Below are 25,629 nucleotides of genomic sequence, written 5' to 3'. Positions count from 1 at the left end.
GCGCAGAGGCTACCACCATGCATTGATTGTCGCCTGCCACGCCGCATTTGCGGCATTTTGGGGAAAATCATGTCGCTGGAACTCTACGCCGCCTATGTTCTCGCTTGCATCGTCATCATCCTGGTGCCGGGACCGACGGTCACGCTGATCATCGCCAACAGCATCCGGCACGGAACCCGCGCCGGCCTGGCCAATGTCGCCGGCACGCAGGCAGGGCTTGCCATCATGATCGCCATTGTCGGCATCGGCCTCAACACGCTGATCGCGGGCATGGGCCACTGGTTCGAATGGGTCAGGCTGATCGGCGCCGCCTACCTGATCTGGATGGGCGTGCAGATGTTTCGCTCCAAAGGCGCGCTGAACGCCGACGGAACCGCCAGGAAGCCGCGCGGCGGCTTCTTCCTGCAGGGCCTGCTTGTGGCGCTGAGCAATCCCAAGACCCTGGTGTTCTTCGGCGCCTTCTTTCCGCAGTTCATCGCGCCGCAAGGCAACTACTCGCTGCAGATCGTCGTGATGGGCCTGACCGCCATGATCTTCGCCGCCATGTCGGATTCGACCTACGCACTCGCAGCCGGCCGCGCCGGGCGCCTGCTGTCGGCCAGCCGCATCAAGCTCATGTCCAGGATTAGCGGCAGCTTTCTGGTCGGCGGCGGCCTGTGGCTGGCGTTTTCAAGGTCGAAGTAGAAACTACCCTTCCCTCTTCCCGTTCACGGGGGTCCCCAAGGACGTGCGAGACAGACGGCAGCGCCAAGGCTGCGGACAAGATATCAACGTCTGCGCCGCCCCTCATCCCCCTTCCGGGACCTTCTCCCGTGAACGGGGAGAAGGGGGTTTTCAGAGCCGCCCCAGCCGCTCGACTAGCAGCGCGAAGAAGCCGTCATGGTCGATGTCGCGCATCACCATGGCGTTCTTTTCCCGCTTGGTGACGCCCCACCAGTCGATCACGGTCATGCCCATGGTCAGTTCCGAGGCGGTCTCTACGCTGACGTTGCAGTTGCGGCCCTTGAACAGTTCCGGCTTCAACAGATAGGCGATGACGCAGGGGTCGTGCAGCGGGCCGCCATCGGTGCCGTATTTGCCCTCGTCGTAGCGCTCGAAGAATTCCAGCATCTCGGCGGTCGCGATGCCGACCTTGGTGCCGAGTGCGCGGAAAGCCTGCGTGCGCTTGGTGGTCGTCAGCGCCTTGTGGGTGACGTCGAGCGGCATCATCACGATCGGGATGCCGGACTTGAACACCAGATCGGCGGCCTGCGGATCGACATAGATGTTGAATTCGGCCGCGGGCGTGACGTTGCCGCCCTCGAAGAAGCCGCCGCCCATCAGCACGATTTCCTTGATGCGCGGCGCGATTCGTGGTTCGCGGATCAGCGCCAGCGCGATATTGGTCAGCGGCCCGAGCGGGCAGAGCGTGATGGTGCCGCTCTCTTCCTTCATCAGCGTCTCGACGATGAAGTCGACGGCATACTGCTCCTGCAGTTTCATCGTCGGTTCGGGCAATTGCGGGCCGTTGAGGCCAGTCTTGCCATGCACTTCCTCGGCGGTGACCAGTGTGCGCGCGAGGGGGCGGATGGCACCAGCATAGACCTTGATCTCCGGGCGGCCGGCCAGTTCGCAGATCTTGCGGGCATTCTTTTCGGTAAGCTTCAGCGGCACGTTGCCGGCAACGGCAGTGATGCCGACGATCTCCAGTTCCCTGCTGCCAAGCGCCAGAAGAATGGCGACGGCATCGTCCTGGCCGGGATCGGTGTCGATGATGATCTTGCGTGGTTGGGGCATTTCAATTCCTTGTTTGGGAGGCCGTGAACTCACCGGATCGATCGCACGCCTGAAGGACGATCGCAGCGCTTCTCCTTGCATCCGCGCATCGTTTCAAGCGCCATGTCGATTATTCCTGTGAGTCCAAGGCCTGGTCTTTTTGGGCGGGTCTTGTGGTGGCTTGAACTTGGTCGCGGGGCGGACCATATCAAGAGCATCGGGAAAAATGCCATCTGGGTTTTTCCAGTTTATGTCGCTCTTGAGAGGACACTGTAACATGAGCCGAATGACGCCTTTCTCCAGCCCGCTTCTCCTTGGTTTCGACGCCATGGAAAAGACCTTGGAGCGCCTGGCGAAGTCCGGTGACAGCTACCCTCCCTACAACATCGAGCGCCTCAGCGGCGCCGACGGCAAAGCTGAAAGGCTGCGCATCACGCTCGCCGTCGCCGGTTTCGCCGAAAGCGATCTCGATGTGACAACGGAGGAAAACCAGTTGGTCGTGCGCGGCCGTCAGACCGACGACACCGAGCGCGAATTCCTTCATCGCGGCATTGCCGCGCGCCAGTTCCAGCGCTGTTTCGTGCTGGCCGACGGCATGCGGGTGATCGCGGCGGAGCTGAAGAACGGCCTTTTGTCGATCGACCTCGATCGGCCGGAGTCCGAACGGCTGGTACGGAAAATAAACATATCGGTGAAAGACTGATCTTTACCGATGGCTCTCATGCGGGATGGCCTTGAGCGGCGTCCTCGCGCCAAGGAGGCTTGAAATGACCAGAACTGAAACTGTCACCATGACCAATGGCGAATTCGCCCATCTGGGCGAGGGCTCGGTCGCTTATCTGCGCAAGGTCTCGAGCGACGAACTGCTCGGCCGCTTCCCGAACATCGGCGAAATTGCGCCCGGCATGGAGCTGTGGGCGCTGTTTGCTGCCAACGGCCAGCCGATCCTGCTTTCCGATGCGCGTGACCGCGCACTGGCTGGCGCCATGGAAAACGACCTGACCACCGTCGCCATTCACTAAAAGCGACCGGTTGGCTGAAACGAAAAGGGCCGCTCGCGGCGGCCCTTGGTAGTCTTTCCCAAAATCCGGCTTCAGGCGGCGTGCGAGGCCTGCGTGTCCGACAACAGCGCATGAATCGCCGCGGCGTCGCGCGTCCCCCTGATCTTGGCCACCGTGTCGGCGTCGCGCAGCACGCGTGCGATGCGCGACAAGGCCTTCAGATGATCGGCGCCGGCCCCTTCCGGCGCCAGCAGCAGAAACACCAGATCGACAGGCTGGTCGTCCAGCGACTCGAAATCGACCGGCGTTTCCAGCCGGGCGAAAACACCGGCGATGCGCTTCACGCCGGCGAGCTTGCCATGCGGAATGGCGATGCCATTGCCGACGCCCGTCGAGCCCAGCCGCTCACGCTGCAGGATGGTGTCGAACACTTCCCTCTCCGGAATGCCCGAAATCGCCGCCGCCCGTTCGGAAAGCAATTGTAGAAGCTGCTTCTTGGAGTTCGCCTTCAACGCCGGCAAAATCGCCGGAACGCTGATAAGATCGCTCAGATCCATGCTTGAAAATCCCTTGTTCGCCTGCCGTGGCCAGTCCCCACCCCTCGTGCGGCTGGCTTTTATCCCTGTGCGACCTTGGTCGTGGACGGGTCGATCCAGCCAATGTTTCCGTCGGGCCGGCGATAGACGATATTGAGATGATCGGTTCCGGCGTTGCGGAAAACGAACACCGGACTGTCCTTGGTATCGAGCTCGATGACCGCGGAGGCCACCGACATGGTCTTCAGCGTCATGGTCGATTCGGCGACGATGGCCGGCGCGAAATCCTCCGGGATCTCCTCGTCGTCATCGGCGAGCGGCGCCATCACCGTATAGGCGATGTCGGTCAAATCGCCATTGCCATTGCTTGAATTGTGCGATTTGAGACGGCGCTTGTAGCGCCGAAGCCGGGTCTCCAGCCGATCGGCCGCGGCCTCGAAGGCGAGCGTCGGATCCTGGGCATCGCCCGTGGCCTGCAGCGAGGCGCCGGAATCCAGTCGGATCATGCAATCCGCCGAATAGCGCGAGCCCGATTTGATGACGGTGACGTGTCCCGCAAATCCGCGATCGAAATACTTGCCGATCGCTTCGCCGACACGATCGTTGATGCGTGTGCGGAACGCATCGCCGATATCCATGTGTTTTCCCGATATGCGCAGATTCATCTGAAAACTGACCTTCCTTGCTCAGGCTTCAAACTGGCCCGAGTTTATACTCGTGATCCGTGCGCACAAGCTTTGCGGCGTCACTCGCGCCGATTTAAATCTGAACTTTCCGGTTGATCACAAGCCGCCTTTTTGACCGTCCCGAGGCCATTGTCGTGACGGACCATCCGCTAGCGGGCATCGGGCCCGTCTCATGCGGGCGGGCTTCTAGCCACTTCCCCGCGGCTTGTCAATGAAGCTCGCAAGCTGTGGAAAATCGCAGGGGCCTCAGCGCCCGGCGCTGGCGAGTGCCCGCTTCTCGCGCCGGCGCTGTACCGAAGACGGAATATTCATGCCTTCCCGGTACTTGGCGACCGTGCGCCGGGCGATATCGACGCCGCTTTCCTTGAGCATGTCGACGATCGCGTCATCCGAAAGTACATCGACGGGTTTCTCCTCGTCGATCAGCTGCTTGATGCGGTCACGCACCGCTTCCGAGGAATGCGCGTCGCCGCCGCCCGACGCGGCGATCGAGGCGGTGAAGAAATAGCGCAGTTCGAACACGCCGCGCGGGGTCAGCATGTATTTGTTGGCGGTGACGCGGCTGACGGTCGATTCGTGCATGCCGATGGCGTCGGCCACCGTGCGCAAATTGAGCGGCTTCAGCTGTCGCACGCCATGGACCAGGAACGCATCCTGCTGGCGCACGATTTCCGAAGCCACTTTGAGGATCGTCTTTGCCCGCTGGTCGAGGCTGCGCGTCAGCCAGTTGGCGTTCTGCAGACATTCGGCCAGGAAATCCTTTTCCGCCTGGTTCTTCGCCTGCGGCGACACCTGGGCGAAATAGATATGGTCGACCAGCACGCGCGGCAGCGTTTCGGCATTGAGTTCGACGCTCCAGCTGCCGTCATTGGCCGCGCGCACCTCGACATCGGCAACGATGGCGTCGCTGGCGCCGCCCGAAAACGCCATGCCCGGGCGCGGATCGAGTGCCCGGATCTCCGCCAGCATGTCGAGCAAATCCTCCTCGTCGACGCCGCAGATCCGCTTTAGCGTCTGGAAATCACGCCGCGCCAAAAGCTCGAGATTGGCGACCAGGGCCTTCATCGCCGGGTCGAGGCGGTCGCGCGCCGCAAGCTGCAGCGAAAGACATTCGGCAAGGTCGCGGGCGAACAGGCCGGTCGGTTCGAAAGTCTGGCACACCGCCAGCACCTTGGCCACACTCGCTTCGTCAGTGCCCAGACGCGTGGCGATCTCCGCGAGATCGGCCCTGACATAGCCGGTCTCGTCGAGGCCATCGGCGAGGTCACCTGCGATCAGCCGCGCCGCGGGATCGGCGAAGGCGAGCGCGATCTGCTCGCCGACATGGTCGCGCAAGGTGATGGCGCTCGCAGCCATGTCGCCGGCGTCGAGCCCCTCGGACGAGGAGCCGCCGCCATTGCCGGAAGCCGATTTCCATTGCGCCGTTAGGTCGGGTCCGAGCCGCTCGCTGGCGCCGGGATCGTCGGGAAACAGGTTCTCCAGCGACGTATCGAGTTTTTCCGAGATCGCCTCGGCGCTCCATCCCGCCTCGTTCTCGAACCAGTCGCCCTCGGCGGCTGCTTGCGGCTCCGCCTCGATCTTCTGCACCTGGTCGCTCGCGGCGTCATCTTGCGGCTCGGCGCGCTCCAGAAGCGGGTTGCGCTCGATCTCCTCGTCGATGAAGTGCTCAAGCTCGACATGGGTGAACTGCAGCAGCCGAATCGACTGCATCAGCTGCGGCGTCATCACCAGCGACTGCGACTGTCTGAGCTGTAGTTTCGCCGCCAACGCCATGGTTCGGTTTCAAACGCCTCCTCTACGCGTCCGGACGTGCCGGAAATGAATTTCGCGGCCGGCCATAAAAACTGGCCCGGCTTTTGCTTGTCAAGGCAAAGCCTAGCAAAAGCCGCTTACCGGAGCGTTATTCCGGAGCAAAATCGCCGAAAATCGGCCCGTCACACGCAAAAAATCGTGTCAGGAAACAAATTTCACGCCTAAGGCAAATTTCCGGAAACGGTACTCCGCCCGGAATTGCACGGGAAAAAGATCAGAGCGTAAAACCCTCGCCGAGGTAAAGCCGCCGCACATCCGGGTTCGCCACCACTTCGTCGGCGCGGCCATGGGTCAGCACCTGGCCGGCATGGATGATGTAGGCGCGGTCGATCAGCCCGAGCGTCTCGCGCACATTGTGGTCGGTGATGAGCACGCCGATGCCGCGTGCCGTCAAATGGCGCACCAGTTGCTGGATATCGGCGACGGCGATCGGGTCGATGCCGGCAAAGGGCTCGTCGAGCAGCATGTAGGCCGGGCGCGTGGCCAGCGCGCGTGCGATCTCCAGGCGCCGCCGCTCGCCGCCGGAGAGCGACATCGATGGCGCCTTGCGCAAATGGCTGATGTGGAATTCCTCGAGCAGCTCATCGAGATTGCGCTCGCGCACCTTGCGGTCCTTTTCGACCACTTCGAGCACGGCGCGGATGTTCTGTTCGACATTGAGGCCGCGGAAGATCGACGCCTCCTGCGGCAGATAGCCGATGCCGAGGCGCGCGCGACGATACATCGGCATCGAGGTGACGTCGAAGCCGTCGATCTCGATCGTGCCTTCATCCACCGGCACCAGGCCGGTGACCATGTAGAAACAGGTCGTCTTGCCGGCGCCGTTGGGCCCGAGCAGCCCGACGGCTTCGCCGGCACGCACGCCAAGCGTGACGCCGCTGACCACCTTGCGGCCCTTGTAGCTCTTGGTCAGGCCCTTGGCGATCAAGGTTCCCTTGAACTTCGTCTTGTCGACGGTGATCGTGGCCGGAGCCGAAACCTTGGCTGCAGCGCGCCCCGGAAGACGCGCCGTCAGCGATGACAGGCTGGCCATCAGGGGTTCGTCGCTCCCGACTTTGGCGTATCCGATTTCGGCGGAGTCATCGACATGATGACACGTCCGCCGCAACCATCGACGTTCGCCAGGCCAGTCTTCATTTGCACGGTCAGCTTGCAGCCCTTGAGCACGTTGGGACCTTGCGACAGCACCACTTCCTTGCCGGACAGGACCAGCACCTGCGTCTTCATGTCGAAGGTACCATTATCGCCGGTCGCAACCTGGTCATCCGACTTGATGTAGACCTTGCTGCTGACTTCGAGGTGATCGATGTTGGCGGAGCCGGTCATCGCGGCACCCGCCGCTTCGGTACCCTTGGCGGCCGCGTTGGGATCCTTGACGTAATAGACCGTCATCTTGCCGGCCTTGAGCAGGGTTGGCCCCTGGACGACGGTGACGTTGCCGGTGAACACGGCGACGTTCTCAGCCTGCCGCACCTCCAGCTTGTCGCTTTCGATCTGGATTGGTTTGTCGCCGGACAATTTGAGCCCGGACTGGCTGCTGGCACCCGACTGCGCCAACGACGGCACAAGGCCCAGCAGGAGCAGCGCCGAAGTTGCGGCCGCAAGCCGTGTCGAACTATTGTGCCACATTCGCTTCTTCGCCCTTTGCCTCAGCCGCCTTCACGCTGGCGGGATCGATGTTGACGCGCACCCTCTTCTCGAACACCAGGATCTTGCCATTGTCCTGGACCGACAGGGAATCCGCTGTGATCTGCGACCCGCCACTGCTGACGTCGACGGGATCGTCCGTCTTCATAGTGCCTTTGCCCATGTCGAGGAAGACCGATTTGAACTTGGCTTGCATGCCGTCGGTCGTGGTGATCATGACGTCGCTGGTCATTTTCATCGTGTTGCCGTCGCGATCGTAGATACCGTGCGAGGCTTTGATCGCGGCGACATTGTCCGGCCCGACCGGCACCTTGGCGTCTATGCCTTCGAGCTCGATAATGCCTTGCGTGTTGACATCCTGGATCGCCCGCAGGGCTGTCATCGAATAAGGCTGCTTCTGCTTGGTGAACCCGTTGAGCTTGGGATTGGCCATCACCAGCTTGCCATTGGAAAAGGCCGCGCCTTCTGACTGCACCGCGACGGAGACGGGTGCGGCCAGATAGGAATAGACCGGGAAGGCGACGGCGATCAGCGCCGCGGCCACGGGCACGGCGAATTTGAGCACGCGCACGCGGCGTGAATGACGCTGGGCGCGGTCGAACGCTTCGCCCCGCGTCCAGCCATCCGCCGGGGGAGCCAACTCCGTCTCGGGGCTGGTTGGTTCATTCGATCGCGCTAACATGACTGCTTTCTTCTAGACCCTGCCCGTCAGGGAACACCGCCTATAGGTGGGGGGCCGGCACTCTCAAGCAAGCACAAGCCCACGAAAACCGCAAAAATGTGACAACTGTGGTTGTACAAACGAAAACGAGGTCGGCACAACAGCCGGTACTTCATAGCAGAAATGGGCGCGCCTGCGCCTTTTTTCATCACCGCTGTTCCTCCCCTTTACCTCGCGTCCCTTGCGCAGGCCAGTCACAAAACTGACAGTGGTCGGGATCGCCGCGGGCGGATTGCCGCGCCATGGGCAAGACGGAACTGCTTCCCGATGAAGACATCATGGTCTAAAAGCGTCTCTTCCCGCCGAGTGTGAGGCTGACCATGGCATTGAGAGCCGACGACCTGATCGACCGCCGCCGTTTGCGGCGCAAGCTGACCTTCTGGCGTGTCGCGGCCATCGGCATCGTCGCCCTCGGAGTAATCGCGCTGTCGGCCTGGTTCTATCGCGACGATCTCGGCGGCTCGACTGTCGACCATATCGCCAAGGTCCGGATCGAAGGCACGATCACCGAAGACGAGGAACTAATCAAGCGTCTGGAAGACGTCCGCAAGTCGTCGAAGGTGAAGGGCGTGATCCTGGCGATCGATTCACCCGGCGGCACCACCGTTGGCGGTGAATCCATCTACGAGGAAGTACGCAAGGTGGCCGCCGACAAGCCGGTCGTGGCCGAAGTCGGCACGCTCGCCGCATCGGCGGGCTATATGATCGCAAGCGCGGCCGACCACATTGTCGCGCGCAAGACCTCGATCGTCGGTTCGATCGGCGTGCTGATCCAGTATCCTGACGTCAGCGGCCTGATGGACAAGCTCGGCATCAAGCTGGAGGAGGTGAAATCCTCGCCGCTCAAGGCTTCGCCCTCACCTTTCAAGCCGACCAATGATGACGAGCGCGCCATGGTCCGCAAGCTCATCCTCGACAGCTACGACTGGTTTGTCGGCATCGTCGCCGAACGCCGCAAGATGACCCACGAACAGGCGCTGGCGCTTGCCGACGGATCGATCTTCACCGGCCGCCAGGGTGTCGCCAACGGGCTGATCGACGCTGTCGGAGGCGAAACCGAGGCGATCGACTGGCTGGCGACGAAGGGCGTCGACGCCAAGCTCAAGGTGGTTGAATGGAAGGACACGGAGCGGCGCGGCAGCTTCCTGTGGTCAAAAGCCATGGTGAAAACGGTCGGCAGCGCGCTCGGCCTGCCGGACTACAGCAGTGATGTCATCCGCGAACTCGGCGCCGACCGCTTGTTTCTTGACGGCCTCGCTTCAGTCTGGCACCCTTGAGCGCGGTTTGGTACAGCTGAAAAAGCCAATAAAATCATCCTCATAATTTCGACCAAACTGCTTTCACGGGGACCTATCTGATGATCAAGTCCGAACTTGTGCAGATAATTGCCACGCGCAATCCGCATCTTTTCCTGCGCGACGTCGAAAACATCGTCGGCGCGATCTTCGACGAGATCACCGATGCCCTTGCCGAAGGCAACCGGGTCGAGTTGCGCGGCTTCGGTGCTTTTTCGGTGAAAAACCGCCCCGCCCGCACCGGCCGCAACCCGCGCACCGGCGAATCCGTCGAGGTCGAGGAGAAATGGGTGCCGTTCTTCAAGACCGGCAAGGAACTGCGCGAAAGGCTGAACGGCGGCAAGTAGGCGCGGCTTCAGCGCCAGCTTCCGACGGAAAACATAATGCTCAATCGTTTCATGCTCATCGTGGTCTTCGTGCCCCTGGCGATCATCCTGATCGCGCTGGCCGTCGCCAACCGCGAACTCGTCGCCTTTACGCTGGACCCATTCAATCCTGGCAATCCGAAGCTGACGCTCACCTTGCCGCTGTTCATCTTCCTGTTCCTGGCGCTTGCCATCGGCATGATCGTCGGCGGCCTGGCGACCTGGGTCAAGCAGGGCCGCTACCGCAAACTGGCGCGCCAGCGCGGCGTCGAGGCGGAAAACTTGCGCCAGGCGATCAGCCGCGCGTCGTCGGCGCCGCAAGGATCAGCCCAGGGACCGGCCCAAGGATCGGCATTGCCAAAGCCGACCAATTGAGCCGACCGCCGGTGCCTTTCGTTCCACGGAGCCTTTCATGCTGACCATTTCGGCCGCCGAGGTCGACCGTGCACTGACCTTTCCAGGACTGGTCGAGACGTTGCGCACGGCATTCCGCGAGGGTGCGGTGCAGCCGGTCAGGCATCATCACGCGGTCGAACGGCCCGATGGTGCGGCCTCGACCTTGCTGCTGATGCCGGCATGGACCGATTTCAACGCCGCCGGCCCGTCTTCCGGTGGCCATATCGGCGTCAAGATCGTCACCGTCTCGCCCGACAACAACGCCATCGGCAAGCCCGCCGTAATGGGGCTCTATCTCCTGCTCAATGGCGCAACCGGCGAACCGGAAGCCCTGATCGACGGCCAGCGGCTGACGCAGTGGCGCACCGCCTGCGCCTCGGCGCTGGCGGCGTCCTATCTTGCCCGCGACGACGCCTCGCGGCTGCTTGTGGTCGGCGCGGGCGCCCTGTCGCCGTTCCTGGCCAAGGCCCATTCGGCCGTACGGCCGATCAAAACCATCCGCATCTGGAACCGCACCCCGGCCAACGCCGAGAAAGTCGCGGCTGATTTGCGCGCCGACGGCTTCGCGGCCAGCGCCGCGACCGACCTCGATGCCGAGCTTGGCGAGGCCGATATCGTCTCCTCGGCGACGATCACCACCACGCCGCTGATCAGGGGCGCGCTGTTGCGGCCGGGAACCCATGTCGACCTGGTCGGCGGCTTCACCCCGACGATGCGTGAAAGTGACGACGACGCCATCGTCCGCGCCCGCGTCTATGTCGACACGCGCGCCGGCGCCACCAAGGAAGCCGGCGACATCGTCCAGCCGCTGGCCTCCGGCGCGCTGAAGCCGGACGCCATCGTCGCCGACCTGCACGAACTGGCACGCGGCCAGGGCAAAGGTCGCCGAAGCGCTGATGAGATCACGCTGTTCAAGTCGGTTGGCGCGGCACTCGAGGACCTCGCCGCGGGCATTGCCGTTTACAACGCGCTAAAGGCCTAGCTCACCGCTCCCTTCGTGTCGGCACCCATCGCCTCTGCGATCAGACGAAAATCGTGATCGGTGATTTCGAACAGGCCGAAGCGCAACTGATACCCCCAGTTCGGCTTGCCGGCGGTGAAGTCCAGCCGGTCGAGCAGTGGCTTGATCGGCGCTTCTTCAGCCGTCGCCCATTCGACATCGCGCCGGAACGGCGTGAGGCCGCCGCCCATCTCGCCCTGATACGGTTCGCCCTCCCGCACCGTGCCGATTGCCGTGAAAGCCTGCAGGCCGTCTTTTTCGCCCAAAATTGTGGTCGGCGAGTAGTAGACGATGCCGTCGCCGGGCTTGACGCGACGCAGCGGCGCCGCCTTGCCGTGATTGACCTGCATGAAACCGTCTTTCCGGCCGCCCCGCACATGCTGCGCCGACGCGACCGCGATCCAATACGCGCTCATTTCTGTTCCCCATTGGCCTGTTGCCCGTCGGACAGCCAGTAGACGCGCAGGCGGTGATTGTCGGGATCGAGCGCAACGAAAGTGCGGCCGAAATCCAGGTCGGTCGGCGTCTGCAGGATCTTCAAGCCGCGCCCTGACCAGTCGGCATGGGTAGCGTCGACCGCGGCCGGCGTCTCCAGCGCAAACACGATCTCGCCGCCGCCACCGGCCGCGGCCGCCGCCGGCTCGACCGTATGGCGCGAGCAGAGGCCGAGCTTGAAGCCGTTGTCGAGCACGAACAGCACGAAGGTCGGCGCGCTCTCGACCGGCTCGCGACCCAGCAAGGCGCTGTAGAAGGCGCGCTCTTGAGCGGCTGGTCGACATAGAGGATGACGAAATTCGGGGTGGCCATATCTGCTCTCCAAGCTGTTTCAACGTTTCGACTTGGTGAACCTAAGATACCCTACTGTCAGTTTCTGGCAGTAGCCTTTATGAGCCGCGTGGCTTGTCGAGCGTCGCCCGCCACTCCTTGAGCAGCGCCTGGCGGCGACGCGGATAGCGCGCATCGATGGCGTCGAGGCCGGATATGCGATCGGCGCGAAAATGCCGGAAGTCCTGCCGCATCTCGCACCACGCCACCACCACCCGCACCTTGTCGAAGAAGCCGAGCGCGAACGGCCAGACGATGCGTTGCGAGGCAGCACCCCCGGCATCGCGATAAAGAAAGCCGAGCTTGCGTTCGTTGCGGATGGCCTGCCGCACGACGCCAAGATCGATGCCTTCAACGGCCGTCATGGCAGGACCGACCAGCAGGGTCGAGGCATCGAGATCCTCGCGCAGATCGTCCGGCAGCACCGCCGCGATCTTGGCCAGCGCATTTGCGGCAGCCGCCGACAGGCGCTGGTCCGGCTGCTTGGTAACCCATCGCGAACCGAGCACGATGGCCTCGATCTCCTCGTCCGTGAACATCAGCGGCGGCAGCATGAAGCCGGGCTTGAGCACATAACCCAGCCCTGCCTCGCCGTCGATCGGCGCGCCCTGCCCTTGCAGCGCGGCAATGTCGCGGTAGAGCGTGCGGATCGAAACCCCGAGTTCACCGGCCAGCACCTGTCCGCTCACCGGCCGGCGGTGCCGGCGCAGGGACTGGATGAGGTCGAGCAGGCGTTCGGAGCGGGACATGGGGCAGATTTGCCTGTTTCTTTGACATTGGTCCATCGCTGGCCGACATCAACAGGAGCGTTGGCTGTGGCAGACTTGGTTGCACCGCCGCTGTCCTCATGCCAAAAGCGGCACGCCGCTCGGAGATGCTCCCGCTTGAAGTCTTTTCGCGACAAACGCCGCGACAACCGCCCGACCGCGAAAAGCGGAACCGGAGAGGTGCGTCCGCACGAGACGCATGGACGGCCGGACACAAGGCCGCGCGAACCGCTTGACGTGAAACCGGACAGCCAGCCTCCGCTGAAATCCACGCGACGCATCCTTACCCGCCGTGACGGCGCCCTGCCGGCCGAGCAGCTTCCGCTGATCCTCGAAGTCGCGCCCAACGCCGATTACGCGTTGCTCGACAGCGGCGCCGGCCAGAAACTCGAACAATACGGCCCCTATCGCATCGTGCGGCCAGAGGGCCAGGCGATCTGGCAGAAAGCCTTGCCGGCGAAGGACTGGGAGCGTGCCGACGCCATCTTCACCGGCGACACCGACGAGGAAGGCATCGGCCGCTGGCGTTTTCCGAAAATGCCGCTCGGCGAGACCTGGCCGATGAAGCATGACGGCATCGATTATCTCGGCCGTTTCACCTCGTTTCGCCATGTCGGCGTCTTTCCCGAGCAGGCCTCGCACTGGGACCACATGGCCGGACTGATCGCGGCCGCCAAACGGCCGGTCAAAGTATTGAATCTGTTCGGCTATACCGGTCTCGCCTCGCTGGCGGCGGCCCGCGCCGGCGCCGAGGTCACCCATGTCGACGCCTCGAAGAAGGCGATCGGCTGGGCCCGAGAAAACCAGGAGATGGCAGGGCTCGGCGGCAAGCCGATCCGCTGGATCGTCGACGATGCGGTGAAATTCGCCGAGCGCGAGGAACGCCGCGGCAGCCGCTACGACATCATCCTGTTCGATCCGCCGGCCTATGGCCGCGGTCCCAAGGGCGAGGTCTGGCAATTGTTCGAGGATCTGCCTGCCCTGACCGATCTATGCCGCGCGATCCTGACCCCCAAGCCTCTTGCCGTGGTGCTGACCGCCTATTCGATCCGCGCCTCCTTCTTCGCAATCCACGCTTTGATGCGCGACACTTTTGCCGGCATGGGCGGCAGAGTCGAATCGGGTGAGCTGATCATCCGCGAAAAGTCCGCCGGCAGGGCGCTTTCGACCTCATTGTTTTCGCGTTGGGTGGCCTGAATGAACGAACGGCATGTGGGCGCACCCGGCCAGGTTAAGGAAGTCACCAGCCTCGCCAATCCACTGATCAAGGACATCAAGGCACTCGCCCTGAAGAAATTTCGCGACCAGCAGAACGCCTTCATGGCCGAGGGTCTGAAGCTGGTCATCGATGCGCTCGATTTGGGCTGGCAGATCAGGACGCTGGTGTTCGCCAAGGCCGGGCGCGGCAACCCGGCGGTGGAGAAGGTCGCGGCGCGAACGGTTGCCGCCGGCGGCACTGTGCTCGAAGTCTCGGAAAAAGTGCTTGTCGCCATCACCCGCCGTGACAATCCGCAAATGGTGGTCGGCGTTTTTTCGCAGAGATTCCTCGCCCTGAAGGATATCCGCGCCGACAATGGCGATGTCTGGGTGGCGCTCGACCGGGTGCGCGATCCCGGCAATCTCGGCACCGTCATCCGCACCGTCGATGCCGTCGGCGCCAAGGGCCTCATCCTGGTCGGCGACACCACGGATCCATTCTCCGTGGAGACGGTGCGCGCCACCATGGGTTCGATCTTCGCCGTGCCGGTGGCCAAGGCAACGACCGAGGCCTTCCTTGCCTGGCGCGGCGGCTTTTCGGGCCTTGTCGCCGGCACGCATCTGAAAGGTGCGGTCGACTACCGCTCGGTCGATTTTTCCCGTGGGCCGGTGCTGCTGATGATGGGCAATGAGCAGCAGGGCCTGCCTGAAAGCCTGGCGGCGAGTTGCGACCGGCTGCTCAGGATTCCGCAAGCGGGCCGCGCCGATTCGCTCAATCTCGCCGTCGCCACCGGCATCATGCTGTTCGAGATCCGGCGCGGCGCGCTGAAGCTCGAGCCAATCGCCGACCAGCAATGAAGGTTGCCCGCCCGTGAGATCATGGTCCCCCTACGCGCTGCTCGTCGTCGCGGCCATCGCGCTCGATCAGTGGATAAAACATCTGGTCGAGACCGGCCTGCCCTTCCAGGAAAAGCTCGATCTGGTGCCGTTCCTGGCGCTCTTTCGCACCTACAATACCGGTATTGCCTTCTCGATGTTCTCCTCCTTCGGCGACACCGGCCTGGTGGTCATCGCCGTTCTGGTCGTGGCCTTCGTGCTCTACCTCGCCACACGCACGCCATCGGGCCAAGTCATCGCCCGCACCGGCTTTGCCCTGATCATCGGCGGCGCGCTGGGCAATCTGATCGACCGCGCCGTCTATGGCCACGTCATCGACTACATCCTGTTCCACACGCCGGTCTGGTCCTTCGCCGTCTTCAACCTCGCCGACGCCTTCATTTCCGTGGGCGCGGCCCTGGTCGTCTTCGACGAACTCATCGGCTGGCGCCGCGAGCCTTCGAACGCCAAGTCTTCCAAAGCCAAGCCTTCCAAGGATTGACCCCACGCGGCCGTCGCCGCACAGTCCAGGATGCCAAGCAAGCGCGCGGAGAAAAAGATGTCCGAAACCTTTAAAGCCATCCTCGTCTCGCGCGACGCCGACAAGAAACAGTCGGTCGCCGTGACCGACCTCACCGAAGCCGACCTGATGGAGGGTGACGTCACCGTCGCGGTCGAGGCGACGACGGTGAACTACAAGGATGGACTGGCGATTACCGGCAAGGCGCCGGTGGTCCGCCGCTGGCCGCTGGTGCCGGGCATCGACTTCGCCGGCACGGTCATCTCGTCCTCCAATCCCGACTGGCGCAAGGGCGACAAGGTCATCCTGAATGGCTGGGGCGTCGGCGAGACGCATTTCGGCGCCTATGCCGGGCGCGCCCGCGTCAAGGGCGATTGGCTGGTGCCGCTGCCGGAAGGCATCAGCGCCCATGACGCGATGGCGGTCGGCACCGCCGGTTATACCGCCATGCTCTGCGTCATGGCGCTGGAGCGGCACGGCATCCTGCCCGATCGCGGCCCGGTGGTGGTGACCGGTGCTGCCGGTGGCGTCGGTTCGGTCGCGGTCTCCATCCTGTCCAGCCTCGGGTACCACGTCATTGCGTCGACCGGCCGCAATGCCGAAAGCCCCTATCTGATCAATCTCGGCGCCGCCGAGGTGATCTCGCGCGACGAGCTCAGCCAGCCCGCCAAGCCACTGGCCAAGGAGCGTTGGGCCGGCGGCGTCGATTCGGTCGGCAGCCACACGCTGGCCAATGTGCTGTCGATGACCTCCTATGGCGGCGCGGTCGCGGCTTGCGGCCTGGCCGGCGGCATGGACCTGCCATCGAGCGTCGCCCCTTTCATCCTGCGCGGTGTCTCGCTGCTCGGCATCGATTCGGTGATGGCGCCGAAGGCCGTGCGCCTCGAGGCCTGGCGGCGCATCGGCGCCGATCTCGACCTGCAAAAGCTCGCCAGCCTGTCCACGACCATCGGCTTCGACGGCATCATCGATGCCGCGCGCGACATCGTCGACGGCAAGATCCGCGGTCGCGTCGTCGTCGACATGTGATCCGCATCGCGGGTTGCAGGCGGCGGACGGATAGCCAGATCCGGTGGCGAATCCGCCGCCGCCGGAACAAAAACGTCCTATCCGCTAAAATTCGAACGATCCGCCGCAATTTTCCATAATCTTCCTCTGGCAAGGGTTTCGCATGATCGCGGAATCCGACAGCCAGCAGGCAAACAAGGGCGACGACGTCGATGCGGTTGCCGCGCCTGCGGCGGCGCGGCGGTTCATCGCTGCGCCGCCGCTGGTACCCGAGCAGCCATTGGCCAGGCGGGAAGGCCTGCCACTGCTCACCTTCGTTGCCATCATGGTCCTGGCGGGCCTCGCGCATCTGACCGGGGCGCCGATCTTCATCAGCCTCGCCTTGCTGGCAACCGGCCTCGCCGGTCTTGCCTTGCATCTCCATGCCAGCCGCAGCGTTCACCGCACCGTGGTGCTGCTGGACGAGACCACCGCCCGCAGCCGCGCCGAGATCGAGACGCTGGCCGACCGCATGTGGGAGATGCAGGAGAGCGAGGAGCGCTTTCGCGGCCTCATCGATGCGCTGGGCGATCTCGTCATCCATCGCGATCGCGACGGCTACATCGTCTATGCCAACAAGGTGTTCGCCGATCTGGTCGAAACCGATCAGCGCGATCTTGCCGGCAAGACCCTGGCCGAACTCGGCATCGAGGTCGGCATCGTCCCCGACGCCGCCTTTTCCGACCACGAGTGCCTGAGTTCCACCGATGTCGCCATCCGCACGCCGGGCGGCCCGCGCTGGTTCTCCTGGATCGAACTGTCGGTGCGCGACAAGGACAGCGGCGCGGCATCGCATCGCGCCATCGCCCGCGACATCACCGCCCGCAAGCGCGCCGAATCCTCGCTGATTACCGCGCGCGAGCGGGCCGAGTACGCAAGCCAGGCCAAATCGCGCTTCCTCGCCACGGTCAGCCATGAAATCCGCACGCCGATGAACGGCATCATGGGCATGGCCCGGCTGCTCGCCGATACCAGCCTGTCGCCTGAACAGCAGACCTATGTCGGAGCCATCTCGACCTCGGCCAGCGCCCTGCTCGCCCTGATCGAGGACCTGCTCGACTATTCCAAGATCGAGGCCGGTCGCTTCGATCCGGAACCGCAGCCCATGTCGGTGCGAGAGATCGCCGACAACATCATCGAATTGCTCGCCGCACGCGCCTTCGCCAAGGATATCGGTCTCGGCTGCCACGTCGAACCGGATGTACCGCAATTGATCACAGCCGATCCTGGCCGGGTCAGGCAGGTGCTGCTCAATCTCATCGGCAACGCCATCAAGTTCACCGATGGCGGCGGCGTACTGGTCAGCATCGCGCGCGCCCGCACCGAGACCAGCGACCGCATCTGCTTCACCATCACCGACACCGGTCCCGGCCTTCGCGAAGAGGACATGGAGCGCATCTTCGAGGAGTTCGAACAGGCTGACGGCACCTCGACGCGCACACATGGCGGGGCGGGGCTCGGACTTGCCATCTCCAAGCGCCTGGTGGCTGCCATGGGCGGCACGATTTCGGTCTCCAGCCGGCTTGGCCAAGGGTCGGAATTCGTCTTCGAAATCCCGGCCACGGAGGCCACCGAGGCGCCTCAGGGCCGGCAGAACGTGCTTGCCGGCAGGCGGGCGGTGATCCTGTCTCGGAACGCCGTCGAGGCCGACGCCATCGCCCGCACCATCCGCGCCAATGGCGGCACGGCCGGCATTGCCACCACAGTGGCGCAGGCCGCGCCGCTGGCCGAGGGCTGCGACGTGCTTCTGGTCGACGCAGCCATGGAGGAGAGCGACGGGAGAGTGCTCAAGCGATTGCGCCAGAGTGGTTTCACCGATTGCGAAGCCATCACGCTGATCGCGCCGACCGACCGCGGCATGCTTGGCGAGTTCCGCGCCAGCGGCTACGCGACCTTCCTTGCCCGGCCGGTGCGCGGTGGAACACTTTTGCGTGTTCTTTTGACCAGCCATGCGCCGGCCCTAGCCCAGCCGCAGCAGGAAAAGCGCCGCACCCCGGCGCTTCGCGCCTCAAGCGACCGCCAGCAGGGCCTGTCCGTGCTGATCGCCGAAGACAACGACATCAATGCCATGCTGGCCCGCGCCACGCTGTTGAAGGCGGGGCACCGCGTCAAGGTCGTCGGCAATGGCAAGGCCGCCGTCGAGGCCGTCACCAGCGCCGGGCACAAGCACCGCTTCGACGTGGTGCTGATGGACCTGCATATGCCGGTCATGGACGGGCTGGACGCCATTGCCGCGATCCGCCGCCATGAGGAGGAAACATCGGTGCCGCCCGTGCCGATCATGGTGCTGTCGGCCGATAGCCAGGAAAAGACGCGCCATGCGGTGCTTGCCCACGGCGCCAGCGGCTTCGTCACCAAGCCGCTCGACCCGGATGCGCTTGTCAACGCCGTCGAGGGCCAGGTTGCGGCTTGATCTGCTTTTTTTCTAGCTGCGCGGGTGATGCATGCCGACCCAAAGTGACCCCGGTTCGCCCAGGGTGACATCCATGAAAACAAGGGGTTGAAGCACGGTGGCTCTATCCGTGCAGACGAGACGCGGCTCGCCCCTCCCCACCTAACGTAGCCGGTTGACCGTTTTCGCCAGCCGACGAAGTATTGCCCGCGACGCCTTATCACGGTACTGTCACAATCCTGTTGCACCTACACCGTATCCCCGTGCCAAGAGGGATGGCTCGAAGGAGAATCACTCGTGCATACAGTTATGCCGGAATGTGACACTCGGCCGAACGCCAGCAGCGCCTTGCTCGCCGGACGTAATGTCGATTCCGTCATAAAAGGCGCAGCGCTCGGCCGTATCGGCAATCTCGAAGTGCGGCTTGCCCGTAACGAGGCCGAGATCGCGGCCGCGCAGGAAGTGCGTTACCGCGTATTTTACGACGAGCTTGGCGCCCGCAAGGACCTGTTCCAGGTGCAGGACCGCCGCGACGCCGACCGGTTCGATCCGCTCTGCGATCATCTGCTCGTCTTCGACAATTCGATTTCCGGCCCCGAACACCGCCGCATCGTCGGCACTTACCGGCTGCTGCGGCAAGAGATCGCCGCCGCCGCCGGGGGCTTCTATTCCGAAGGCGAATTCGAGCTGACCAAGCTCATCGCCCGCCATCCCGGCCAGCGTTTCCTCGAACTCGGCCGCTCCTGCGTTTTGCCGGAATACCGCTCGAAGCGCACCATCGAGGCGCTGTGGCAAGGCATCTGGGCCTACATCAATCACTACGAAATCGGTGTGATGACCGGCTGCGCTTCCTTCCACGGCACCGTGCCGGCGGCGCATGCCGAGGCGCTCACCTATCTCGCCCATCACTGCCGTACGAACTCGGCCTGGGATGTGCGCGCGGTGTCGGGGCGCTATTGCTCCATGGACCTGATGCCGATCGAGGCGGTCAACACCAAGGCGGCGATCGCGGCAATGCCGCCTCTGGTCAAAGGCTATCTGAGGGTCGGCGCCCGCATCGGCGACGGCTGCGTCATCGACCGCGAATTCTCGACGGTCGATGTGTTCGTCGTCATGCCGGTCAAGGAAATCGGCGCCCGCTACGTCAATTATTACGGCGGGGAAGCCCAGCGCTTCGCAGCGTGAGGCAGTAGGCAGTAGGCAGTAGGCAGTAGGCAGTAGGCAGTAGGCAGTAGTGAAGACGTTGCGATTCGTGCTTTTTTGACTACCGACTAATCCCTACCGCCTACTCCCTCTCTCACGGAATATCCTCCGGCCGCCGGCCGGGCCGGCTCCTGTATGACGGAAACGACCAGCCGAAACGCAGCGCGCCGCCGCGCACGGCCAGCGCCACGACGAAGCCGGCCAACCCCGAGACAATCTGCGGCAATCCGGCGACGTCACCCAATGTGAAGATAGCGGCGCCCGCCAGGGCGGCCGTGACGTAGATTTCCGGCCTCAGCAGCACCGATGGTTCGCCGGCCAGCAGATCGCGCAATATGCCGCCAAATGTCGCGGTCAGCATGCCTGTGATGATCGAAACCACCGGCGAACCGGTGATTGCCAGGCCCTTGGCCGCGCCCATCACCGAAAAGGCGGCGAGCCCGATGGCGTCGAGCCATAGCAGCAACTTGTATCGGGATTCGACGCGATGCGCGGTGAAGAAGACCAGGACCGCGACCACGGCGCAGATCAGCACATAGTCGCGGTTTCCCACCCAGAAGACCGGCACATTGAGGATGAGATCGCGAAACGTGCCGCCGCCAATGCCGGTGACGCTGGCCAGGAACAGGAAACCGATAATGTCGAGTTGCTTGCGCGAGGCAGCCAACGCCCCGGTCGCCGCAAAAACGGCGACGCCGGCATAGTCGAGAAGGGCGATGGGGTTCAAGGGCATGAGGCAGTAGGGATTAGGCAGTAGGGATTGGGAATTGGGGTGTATGAATAGCACGAAGCCGCGCGATTGATACGACTGCCTTGTTCCCTACTGCCTACTGCCTACTGCCTACTGCCTACTGCCTACTGCCTAACCCCTTACTACGCATCCTTCTCCGCCTGCTCATTCACCGGCCCCGGCTCGACCGGCGCCTCGGCGGCAATCTTCGGGCCGCCCTTGGCGACGCCGACCATGGCCGGACGCAGTACGCGCTCGCCGATCGAATAGCCCGGCTGCACGACCTGGACCACGGTGTTGGCCGGGACATCGGGATTGGGCACTTCGAACATAGCCTGGTGGAAATTGGGATCGAACTTCTCGCCTTCCGGCGCTAGCTTCTTGACCCCATGCCGTTCCAGCGCCGACAGCATGGCGCGCTCGGTCAGGTCGACGCCTTCGATCAGCGCCTTGAAGCCGGCGTCGCCCGAGGCCTTGGCCTCCGCCGGAATGGCGTCCAGCGCGCGGCGCAGGTTGTCCGACACCGACAGCATGTCGCGGGCGAAATTCGCAACCGCATAGGTGCGCGCGTCGTGCACGTCGCGCGCGGTGCGGCGGCGCAGGTTTTCCATCTCGGCCGCGACGCGCAGCGCGCGGTCCTTCAGCTCTTCATTTTCCTTCAGCAGTCGCACAAGCGCTTCATAGTCGCCGTCAATGCTGCCTTCCGTGCGCTCGGCATTGGCCTCTGCCGCCTCGGCTTCACTGGGCGCGCGTTCGTCTTTTGCCTGGTCGCTCATCGCCGTTTCCCGTCATCTCGAATGGTATGGATTTTGTGCCCGATATCGAGGTTTGGCGGCCAAAAATCAAGGGGTAAGCCGCCATTGGGCCTATGGCCCGACCTGGCGGCGATCAACAGCGCTCCTTCGATTTTAATTCAAATTTTACCGTGACTGCCGGCTTGGCTTGCTACGGAAGCGTGATGTGGGAACCATTCCCTTGCCGGAGGAGTTTCGGAGCCGACACAGGATTTTGAAATGATGACCCGCGACAAGGCTGAAAAAAAGGCAGAAAGGCTCGCCGCCGAAGTCAGGCGCCAGTTCGGTGCCGAGGCGATGACGCGTTTTCTGCGTACCTTGCCGGCTTTCCGTATCGAAGCCGACACTCACGACCGCTTCAGGCGACTGCTCGACCGCCTCGACCGGGTCGAGGATGGCGACGCCAGATTGCGGCGGCAGTAATTCCCGTCGAGCGCTTACGCGACAATTACGCACAGTAATTTTGCGTGATGGCTGTCTTGCGGCGACCACATGCCGTGCCTATGCTTCCTGATGAACATGATTTCCCCCGATGCGGCCGCCAACAGCAAGCGTGCCTGGTTGAAGATCCTGGCGCGCTACAAGAAGCCGGACCGGCGACGCAGCGTCGTCGAACTCGCCATCACCCTCATTCCGTTCGCCACGCTCTGGGCGCTCTCCTCGGCCGCCTATGCCTATGGCCATTGGTGGGGGCTGGTCCTGATCCTGCCAGCGGCCGGGTTCCTGGTCCGCATCTTCATGATCCAGCACGATTGCGGCCATGGCTCCTTCTTCGCCAACCGCTACGCCGACGACTGGATCGGCCGCGCGCTTGGTGTGCTGACACTGACGCCCTACGATTGCTGGCGGCGCGCTCACGCGACGCATCATGCCAGCGCCGGCAATCTCGACGAGCGCGGCATGGGTGACATCAGGACGCTGACCGTTGCCGAATACCGGCAATTGTCCTGGCGCGGGCGCCTCGCCTACCGCCTCTATCGCCATCCCCTGGTGATGTTCGGGCTTGGACCGATCTGGCTGTTCATCTTCTCGCAAAGACTGCCCATCGGCATGATGCGCGGCGGCCTGACGCCCTGGGTATCATCGATGACTACCAATCTCGCCATCGCGCTGGCGGCGGCCCTGCTTATCTGGGCCGTCGGCCCCGGTGCGTTTCTGGTCGTCCATCTGCCGATCGTCATTCTCGCCGGCTCGGCCGGTATCTGGCTGTTCTACGTCCAGCATCAGTTCGAGGAGACGGAATGGGCTAAGGATGACGACTGGGAGTTCCAGCGCGCCGCCTTGCATGGGTCGTCCTATTACGACCTGCCGCCGGTGCTGAACTGGTTTACCGGCAATATCGGCGTCCATCACGTCCACCACCTCTCCGCAAAGGTGCCGGGCTACCGGCTGCAGGAAGTGCTGCGCGATTACCCGGAACTGCGCGGCATCGGTCGCGTCACGCTGCTCGACAGCCTGCGCTGCGTCAAACTGGCATTGTGGGACGAGAACCGCCGCAAGCTGGTGTCGTTCCGGGAGGCACGGGCGACGATGTAGAACGACGACCGCCGCGCCTTGGCGCGGCGGCGGAAGCAAACGCCTTGTTCAGGCGGCCTGGCGCTCTTCGCGCATCAGGATCTCGCCATGGCGGATCTCCGTGCCGAGCACCTTCAGGCACTCGCGGATGAAGCTGGACAGGCCCGGCCAACCCTTGGCCGACACCAGATTGCCGTCGACATGAGCGCCGGTCGGCGCGACGTCGATGTAGATGCCGCCGGCAAGCGTCACTTCCGGCTCGCAATAGTGCAGTGCGGCCACTTCCCTGCCCCGCACCACGCCGTCGACCGCGATCAGGATCTGCACGCCATGGCAGATGGTGAAGATCGGCTTGCCGGCCTCGTGGAAATGCCGCACCAGCGCCTGCACACGCTTGTCGATGCGGATGTATTCGGGACCGCGCCCGCCCGCCGCGTAGACGGCGTCATACTGGGCCGGATCCACCTCGGAAAACGTCTTGTTGAGGATGTAGTCGTGGCCGAGCTTTTCCGTATAGGTCTGATGGCCTTCGAAGTCGTGCAGCGAGGTCTTGAGGACATCGCCTGCCTTCTTGTCCGGGCAGACGACATGCACGGTGTGGCCGACGGCATGCATGGCCTGTTCAAAGACGAAAATCTCGTACTCCTCGCTGAACTCGCCAACGAGCATCAATATTTTCTTGCCAGCCATTCCCGGTTCCTCCCTTGTGGCCATATTTATTTCGGGTCGCGAAATAATGTTCCCTATCCTAAGGGCAGGAGGGTCAAAGGGAAAGCGCAAATCGCCAAATTGGTATGACCAGCTTTCCGCCTTCTCGGCCGAAGGCGCTTCTCGGCAGAAGAAAACAGCCTCGCTGGTTCGACCAGAGCGCAGTCAGGCCGCCGCCTTGATCATGTCCGCCGCCTTCTCGGCGATCATGATGGTCGGGGCGTTGGTGTTGCCGCCGATCAGCGTCGGCATCACCGAGGCATCGACGACCCGCAAGGCTTCAAGCCCGTGGACCCGCAATTGCGGATCGACCACCGCCAGCTCGTCGATACCCATCTTGCAGGTGCCGGCCGGGTGATAGATCGTGTCGGCGCGAGCACGGATGTGGGACATCAAATCCGCGTCGCTCGAAACTCCGGCGGTGTAGATTTCCTTGTGGCGATATCTGGCCAGCGCCGGCGCCTCCAGGATACCGCGCATCATCCTGACCCCCTTGAGCAAAAGCTCGGCGTCGCGTTCGTCCGAAAGAAAGCGCGGATCGATGCGCGGCGGCGCCAGGGGATCATGAGTCGACAGCCCGACCTCGCCGCGCGAATGCGGCCGCAGCACGCAGACATGGCAGGAGAAGCCATATCCCATATGCAGCTTGCGGCCATGATCATCCACGATCGCGATGCAGAAATGCAGTTGCAGGTCGGGCCGTTCTACCGCCGGATCGGATTTGAGGAAGGCACCGCCTTCGGCATAGGGCGTGGCGATCATGCCGCTGCCGTCTTTGCGCCAGCGCAGCACGTGCCGCAGCAGGCCAGGTAGGCCGCGCAGGCCGATGCCCATCATGTCGGCATCCCTGGACGTCCAGCCCATGATGAAATCGAGGTGGTCTTGCAGGTTCTTGCCAACACCGGGCAGTTCATGAATGACCGGAATGCCATGCATGGCAAGCTCGGCAGCCGGGCCAATGCCCGACAGCAACAGGAGCTGAGGCGAACCGAAGGCGCCGCCGCAGACGATCACCTCGCGCCTGGCTTTCGCGACGGCTTCGCCCTTTCCCGCGCGATACCGCACGCCGGTGGCGCGCTTGCCATTGAGGATGATCGCCGTGGCATGCGCTCCGGTAATGACGGTAAGGTTCGACCTGTTCATCGCCGGTTGCAGATAGGCAGCGGCCGCCGAGCAGCGCTCGCCATTGCGGCGTTCGCCCCAGAATTGCGTCACCTGATAGAGGCCTGCACCTTCCTGTTCGAGGCCGTTGAAATCATCGTTGCGGCGGATCTGGTTTTCGCCGCAGGCCTCGACAAAGGCCCGGGAGAGTGGACGTGGCTCTTGCTGCTCGGCAACCCGTAGCGGCCCGTCATCGCCATGCAAGGCATCAGCGCCGCGTTGATTGCCTTCCGCCCGCCTGAAATAGGGCAGCACCTCGTCCCATGACCAGCCGTCGCAGCCGAGATCAGCCCATTCGTCATAGTCGCCGCGGTGCCCGCGCGTATAGAGCATGGCATTGATGGCGCTGGATCCACCCAGCGCCTTGCCGCGCGGCTGGTAGCCCTTGCGGCCGCCAAGGCCCTGCTGCGGCACTGTCTCGAACGCCCAGTTGTTGATCTTCGGCCGGCCCGGCAACAGTGCGATGATGCCTGCCGGCGCGCGGATAAGCAGGTTGCTGCCCGCGCCGCCGGCTTCGATCAGGCAGACCGTTTTCGACGGATCTTCGGATAGCCGCGCGGCAAGCGTGCAGCCGGCGGACCCACCGCCGGCGACGACATAGTCGAAATCCATGACTTCCTCCCTGGCACCCGGCGGATGTTTCCGTCCGGATGACCAAGAGAAGGCTCGATTACGGCCTA

28 protein-coding genes and 1 pseudogene are annotated in these 25,629 nt (G+C 63.5%); 15 read left to right on the top strand and 14 right to left on the bottom strand.

Features of this window, described 5'->3' with window-relative positions:
• Positions 1-69 precede the first annotated feature (69 nt).
• Positions 70-684: a LysE family translocator gene (locus tag ACWGS8_RS03950; protein ID WP_454579686.1), complete on the top strand. Its 615-nt coding sequence runs from the start codon at positions 70-72 to the stop codon at positions 682-684.
• Positions 685-834: 150 nt separating this feature from the next.
• On the opposite strand, the gene ACWGS8_RS03945 is transcribed toward ACWGS8_RS03950, so the two are convergent.
• Positions 835-1,776, bottom strand: a complete 942-nt coding sequence (locus ACWGS8_RS03945) for a nucleoside hydrolase (protein WP_454579685.1) — start codon at positions 1,774-1,776, stop codon at positions 835-837.
• A gap of 256 nt (positions 1,777-2,032) precedes the next feature.
• Between ACWGS8_RS03945 and ACWGS8_RS03940 the strand changes: the two genes are divergently transcribed.
• Positions 2,033-2,458 carry an Hsp20 family protein gene (locus tag ACWGS8_RS03940; protein ID WP_013893014.1) on the top strand — a complete coding sequence of 142 codons (426 nt, stop codon included), beginning with the start codon at positions 2,033-2,035 and terminating at the stop codon, positions 2,456-2,458.
• 64 nt (positions 2,459-2,522) lie between these two features.
• Positions 2,523-2,777, top strand: coding sequence for a BQ00720 family protein (locus ACWGS8_RS03935; RefSeq protein ID WP_202357881.1), 255 nt, complete (start codon positions 2,523-2,525; stop codon positions 2,775-2,777).
• Between the two features lie 71 nt (positions 2,778-2,848).
• Here the strand turns inward: ACWGS8_RS03935 and ptsN are convergent, their stop codons facing one another.
• The 6 genes from ptsN to lptC form a co-directional block, all read right to left on the bottom strand.
• Complete coding sequence (ptsN, locus tag ACWGS8_RS03930; RefSeq protein WP_019861194.1) at positions 2,849-3,313, bottom strand: PTS IIA-like nitrogen regulatory protein PtsN; 465 nt, start codon at positions 3,311-3,313, stop codon at positions 2,849-2,851.
• 59 nt (positions 3,314-3,372) lie between these two features.
• Positions 3,373-3,957 carry a ribosome hibernation-promoting factor, HPF/YfiA family gene (gene hpf, locus ACWGS8_RS03925; protein ID WP_454579684.1) on the bottom strand — a complete coding sequence of 195 codons (585 nt, stop codon included), beginning with the start codon at positions 3,955-3,957 and terminating at the stop codon, positions 3,373-3,375.
• A gap of 267 nt (positions 3,958-4,224) precedes the next feature.
• Positions 4,225-5,751 (bottom strand): RNA polymerase factor sigma-54, encoded by a 1,527-nt coding sequence (gene rpoN, locus ACWGS8_RS03920; RefSeq protein ID WP_454579683.1) that lies wholly within the window; start codon positions 5,749-5,751, stop codon positions 4,225-4,227.
• A 253-nt stretch (positions 5,752-6,004) separates the two neighbouring features.
• Positions 6,005-6,823 (bottom strand): LPS export ABC transporter ATP-binding protein, encoded by an 819-nt coding sequence (gene lptB / locus ACWGS8_RS03915; protein WP_010911489.1) that lies wholly within the window; start codon positions 6,821-6,823, stop codon positions 6,005-6,007.
• The gene (locus ACWGS8_RS03910; protein ID WP_454579682.1) at positions 6,823-7,419 is read right to left on the bottom strand and encodes an LptA/OstA family protein; all 597 of its coding nucleotides are present in this window, start codon (positions 7,417-7,419) and stop codon (positions 6,823-6,825) included. Before ACWGS8_RS03910 ends, lptB begins: the two co-directional genes overlap by 1 nt.
• Positions 7,406-8,119: an LPS export ABC transporter periplasmic protein LptC gene (lptC, locus tag ACWGS8_RS03905; protein WP_454579681.1), complete on the bottom strand. Its 714-nt coding sequence runs from the start codon at positions 8,117-8,119 to the stop codon at positions 7,406-7,408. Before lptC ends, ACWGS8_RS03910 begins: the two co-directional genes overlap by 14 nt.
• 359 nt (positions 8,120-8,478) lie before the next feature.
• On the opposite strand from lptC, the gene sppA reads away from it, so the two are divergent.
• The 4 genes from sppA to ACWGS8_RS03885 all read left to right on the top strand — a co-directional run bounded on the left by sppA (position 8,479) and on the right by ACWGS8_RS03885 (position 11,196).
• Positions 8,479-9,435, top strand: a complete 957-nt coding sequence (gene sppA / locus ACWGS8_RS03900) for a signal peptide peptidase SppA (protein WP_454579680.1) — start codon at positions 8,479-8,481, stop codon at positions 9,433-9,435.
• Between the two features lie 80 nt (positions 9,436-9,515).
• Positions 9,516-9,800: an integration host factor subunit beta gene (locus ACWGS8_RS03895; protein ID WP_006200394.1), complete on the top strand. Its 285-nt coding sequence runs from the start codon at positions 9,516-9,518 to the stop codon at positions 9,798-9,800.
• 36 nt (positions 9,801-9,836) lie between these two features.
• Complete coding sequence (locus tag ACWGS8_RS03890; RefSeq protein WP_454579679.1) at positions 9,837-10,193, top strand: LapA family protein; 357 nt, start codon at positions 9,837-9,839, stop codon at positions 10,191-10,193.
• 37 nt (positions 10,194-10,230) lie between these two features.
• Positions 10,231-11,196, top strand: coding sequence for an ornithine cyclodeaminase family protein (locus ACWGS8_RS03885; protein ID WP_454579678.1), 966 nt, complete (start codon positions 10,231-10,233; stop codon positions 11,194-11,196).
• Here ACWGS8_RS03885 and ACWGS8_RS03880 read toward each other — a convergent pair.
• The 3 genes and pseudogenes from ACWGS8_RS03880 to ACWGS8_RS03870 all read right to left on the bottom strand — a co-directional run bounded on the left by ACWGS8_RS03880 (position 11,193) and on the right by ACWGS8_RS03870 (position 12,788).
• Positions 11,193-11,630: an EVE domain-containing protein gene (locus tag ACWGS8_RS03880; protein WP_454579677.1), complete on the bottom strand. Its 438-nt coding sequence runs from the start codon at positions 11,628-11,630 to the stop codon at positions 11,193-11,195. The genes ACWGS8_RS03885 and ACWGS8_RS03880 overlap by 4 nt on opposite strands.
• Positions 11,627-12,021 (bottom strand): annotated as a pseudogene (locus ACWGS8_RS03875) (VOC family protein). Before ACWGS8_RS03875 ends, ACWGS8_RS03880 begins: the two are co-directional and overlap by 4 nt.
• Positions 12,022-12,098: 77 nt before the next feature.
• Positions 12,099-12,788: a helix-turn-helix transcriptional regulator gene (locus ACWGS8_RS03870; protein WP_454579676.1), complete on the bottom strand. Its 690-nt coding sequence runs from the start codon at positions 12,786-12,788 to the stop codon at positions 12,099-12,101.
• Positions 12,789-12,923: 135 nt separating this feature from the next.
• Between ACWGS8_RS03870 and ACWGS8_RS03865 the strand changes: the two genes are divergently transcribed.
• From ACWGS8_RS03865 to ACWGS8_RS03840, 6 genes are all read left to right on the top strand, one after another.
• A complete protein-coding gene (locus ACWGS8_RS03865; RefSeq protein ID WP_454579675.1) occupies positions 12,924-14,003 on the top strand; it encodes an RsmD family RNA methyltransferase in 1,080 nt (359 codons plus the stop codon).
• A complete protein-coding gene (locus ACWGS8_RS03860) occupies positions 14,004-14,861 on the top strand; it encodes a TrmH family RNA methyltransferase (RefSeq protein ID WP_454579674.1) in 858 nt (285 codons plus the stop codon).
• Positions 14,862-14,874: 13 nt separating this feature from the next.
• Complete coding sequence (gene lspA, locus ACWGS8_RS03855; RefSeq protein WP_454579673.1) at positions 14,875-15,381, top strand: signal peptidase II; 507 nt, start codon at positions 14,875-14,877, stop codon at positions 15,379-15,381.
• 57 nt (positions 15,382-15,438) lie between these two features.
• On the top strand, positions 15,439-16,428 hold the full coding sequence (acuI, locus tag ACWGS8_RS03850) for an acrylyl-CoA reductase (NADPH) (RefSeq protein WP_454579672.1): 990 nt from the start codon (positions 15,439-15,441) through the stop codon (positions 16,426-16,428).
• A gap of 142 nt (positions 16,429-16,570) precedes the next feature.
• Positions 16,571-18,859 carry an ATP-binding protein gene (locus tag ACWGS8_RS03845; protein WP_454579671.1) on the top strand — a complete coding sequence of 763 codons (2,289 nt, stop codon included), beginning with the start codon at positions 16,571-16,573 and terminating at the stop codon, positions 18,857-18,859.
• A 288-nt stretch (positions 18,860-19,147) separates the two neighbouring features.
• Positions 19,148-20,023 (top strand): GNAT family N-acetyltransferase, encoded by an 876-nt coding sequence (locus ACWGS8_RS03840; RefSeq protein ID WP_010911504.1) that lies wholly within the window; start codon positions 19,148-19,150, stop codon positions 20,021-20,023.
• 112 nt (positions 20,024-20,135) lie between these two features.
• On the opposite strand, the gene ACWGS8_RS03835 is transcribed toward ACWGS8_RS03840, so the two are convergent.
• A complete protein-coding gene (locus tag ACWGS8_RS03835) occupies positions 20,136-20,768 on the bottom strand; it encodes a trimeric intracellular cation channel family protein (protein ID WP_019861210.1) in 633 nt (210 codons plus the stop codon).
• 146 nt (positions 20,769-20,914) lie between these two features.
• On the bottom strand, positions 20,915-21,547 hold the full coding sequence (gene grpE / locus ACWGS8_RS03830) for a nucleotide exchange factor GrpE (protein ID WP_010911507.1): 633 nt from the start codon (positions 21,545-21,547) through the stop codon (positions 20,915-20,917).
• A gap of 237 nt (positions 21,548-21,784) precedes the next feature.
• On the opposite strand from grpE, the gene ACWGS8_RS03825 reads away from it, so the two are divergent.
• A complete protein-coding gene (locus tag ACWGS8_RS03825) occupies positions 21,785-21,988 on the top strand; it encodes a hypothetical protein (RefSeq protein WP_454579670.1) in 204 nt (67 codons plus the stop codon).
• Between the two features lie 90 nt (positions 21,989-22,078).
• The gene (locus ACWGS8_RS03820; protein ID WP_454579669.1) at positions 22,079-23,101 is read left to right on the top strand and encodes a fatty acid desaturase; all 1,023 of its coding nucleotides are present in this window, start codon (positions 22,079-22,081) and stop codon (positions 23,099-23,101) included.
• Positions 23,102-23,149: 48 nt separating this feature from the next.
• On the opposite strand, the gene ACWGS8_RS03815 is transcribed toward ACWGS8_RS03820, so the two are convergent.
• Together ACWGS8_RS03815 and ACWGS8_RS03810 are read right to left on the bottom strand one after the other, a co-directional pair.
• Positions 23,150-23,770, bottom strand: a complete 621-nt coding sequence (locus ACWGS8_RS03815; protein WP_454579668.1) for a DJ-1/PfpI family protein — start codon at positions 23,768-23,770, stop codon at positions 23,150-23,152.
• A 183-nt stretch (positions 23,771-23,953) separates the two neighbouring features.
• Complete coding sequence (locus tag ACWGS8_RS03810; RefSeq protein WP_454579667.1) at positions 23,954-25,561, bottom strand: GMC family oxidoreductase; 1,608 nt, start codon at positions 25,559-25,561, stop codon at positions 23,954-23,956.
• Positions 25,562-25,629: the final 68 nt, after the last annotated feature.

The sequence above is a fragment of the Mesorhizobium sp. 43Arga genome, assembly GCF_053714255.1.
Note: the sequence above shows the minus strand (reverse complement) of the source record. Positions and strands in the feature narration are given on the sequence as shown.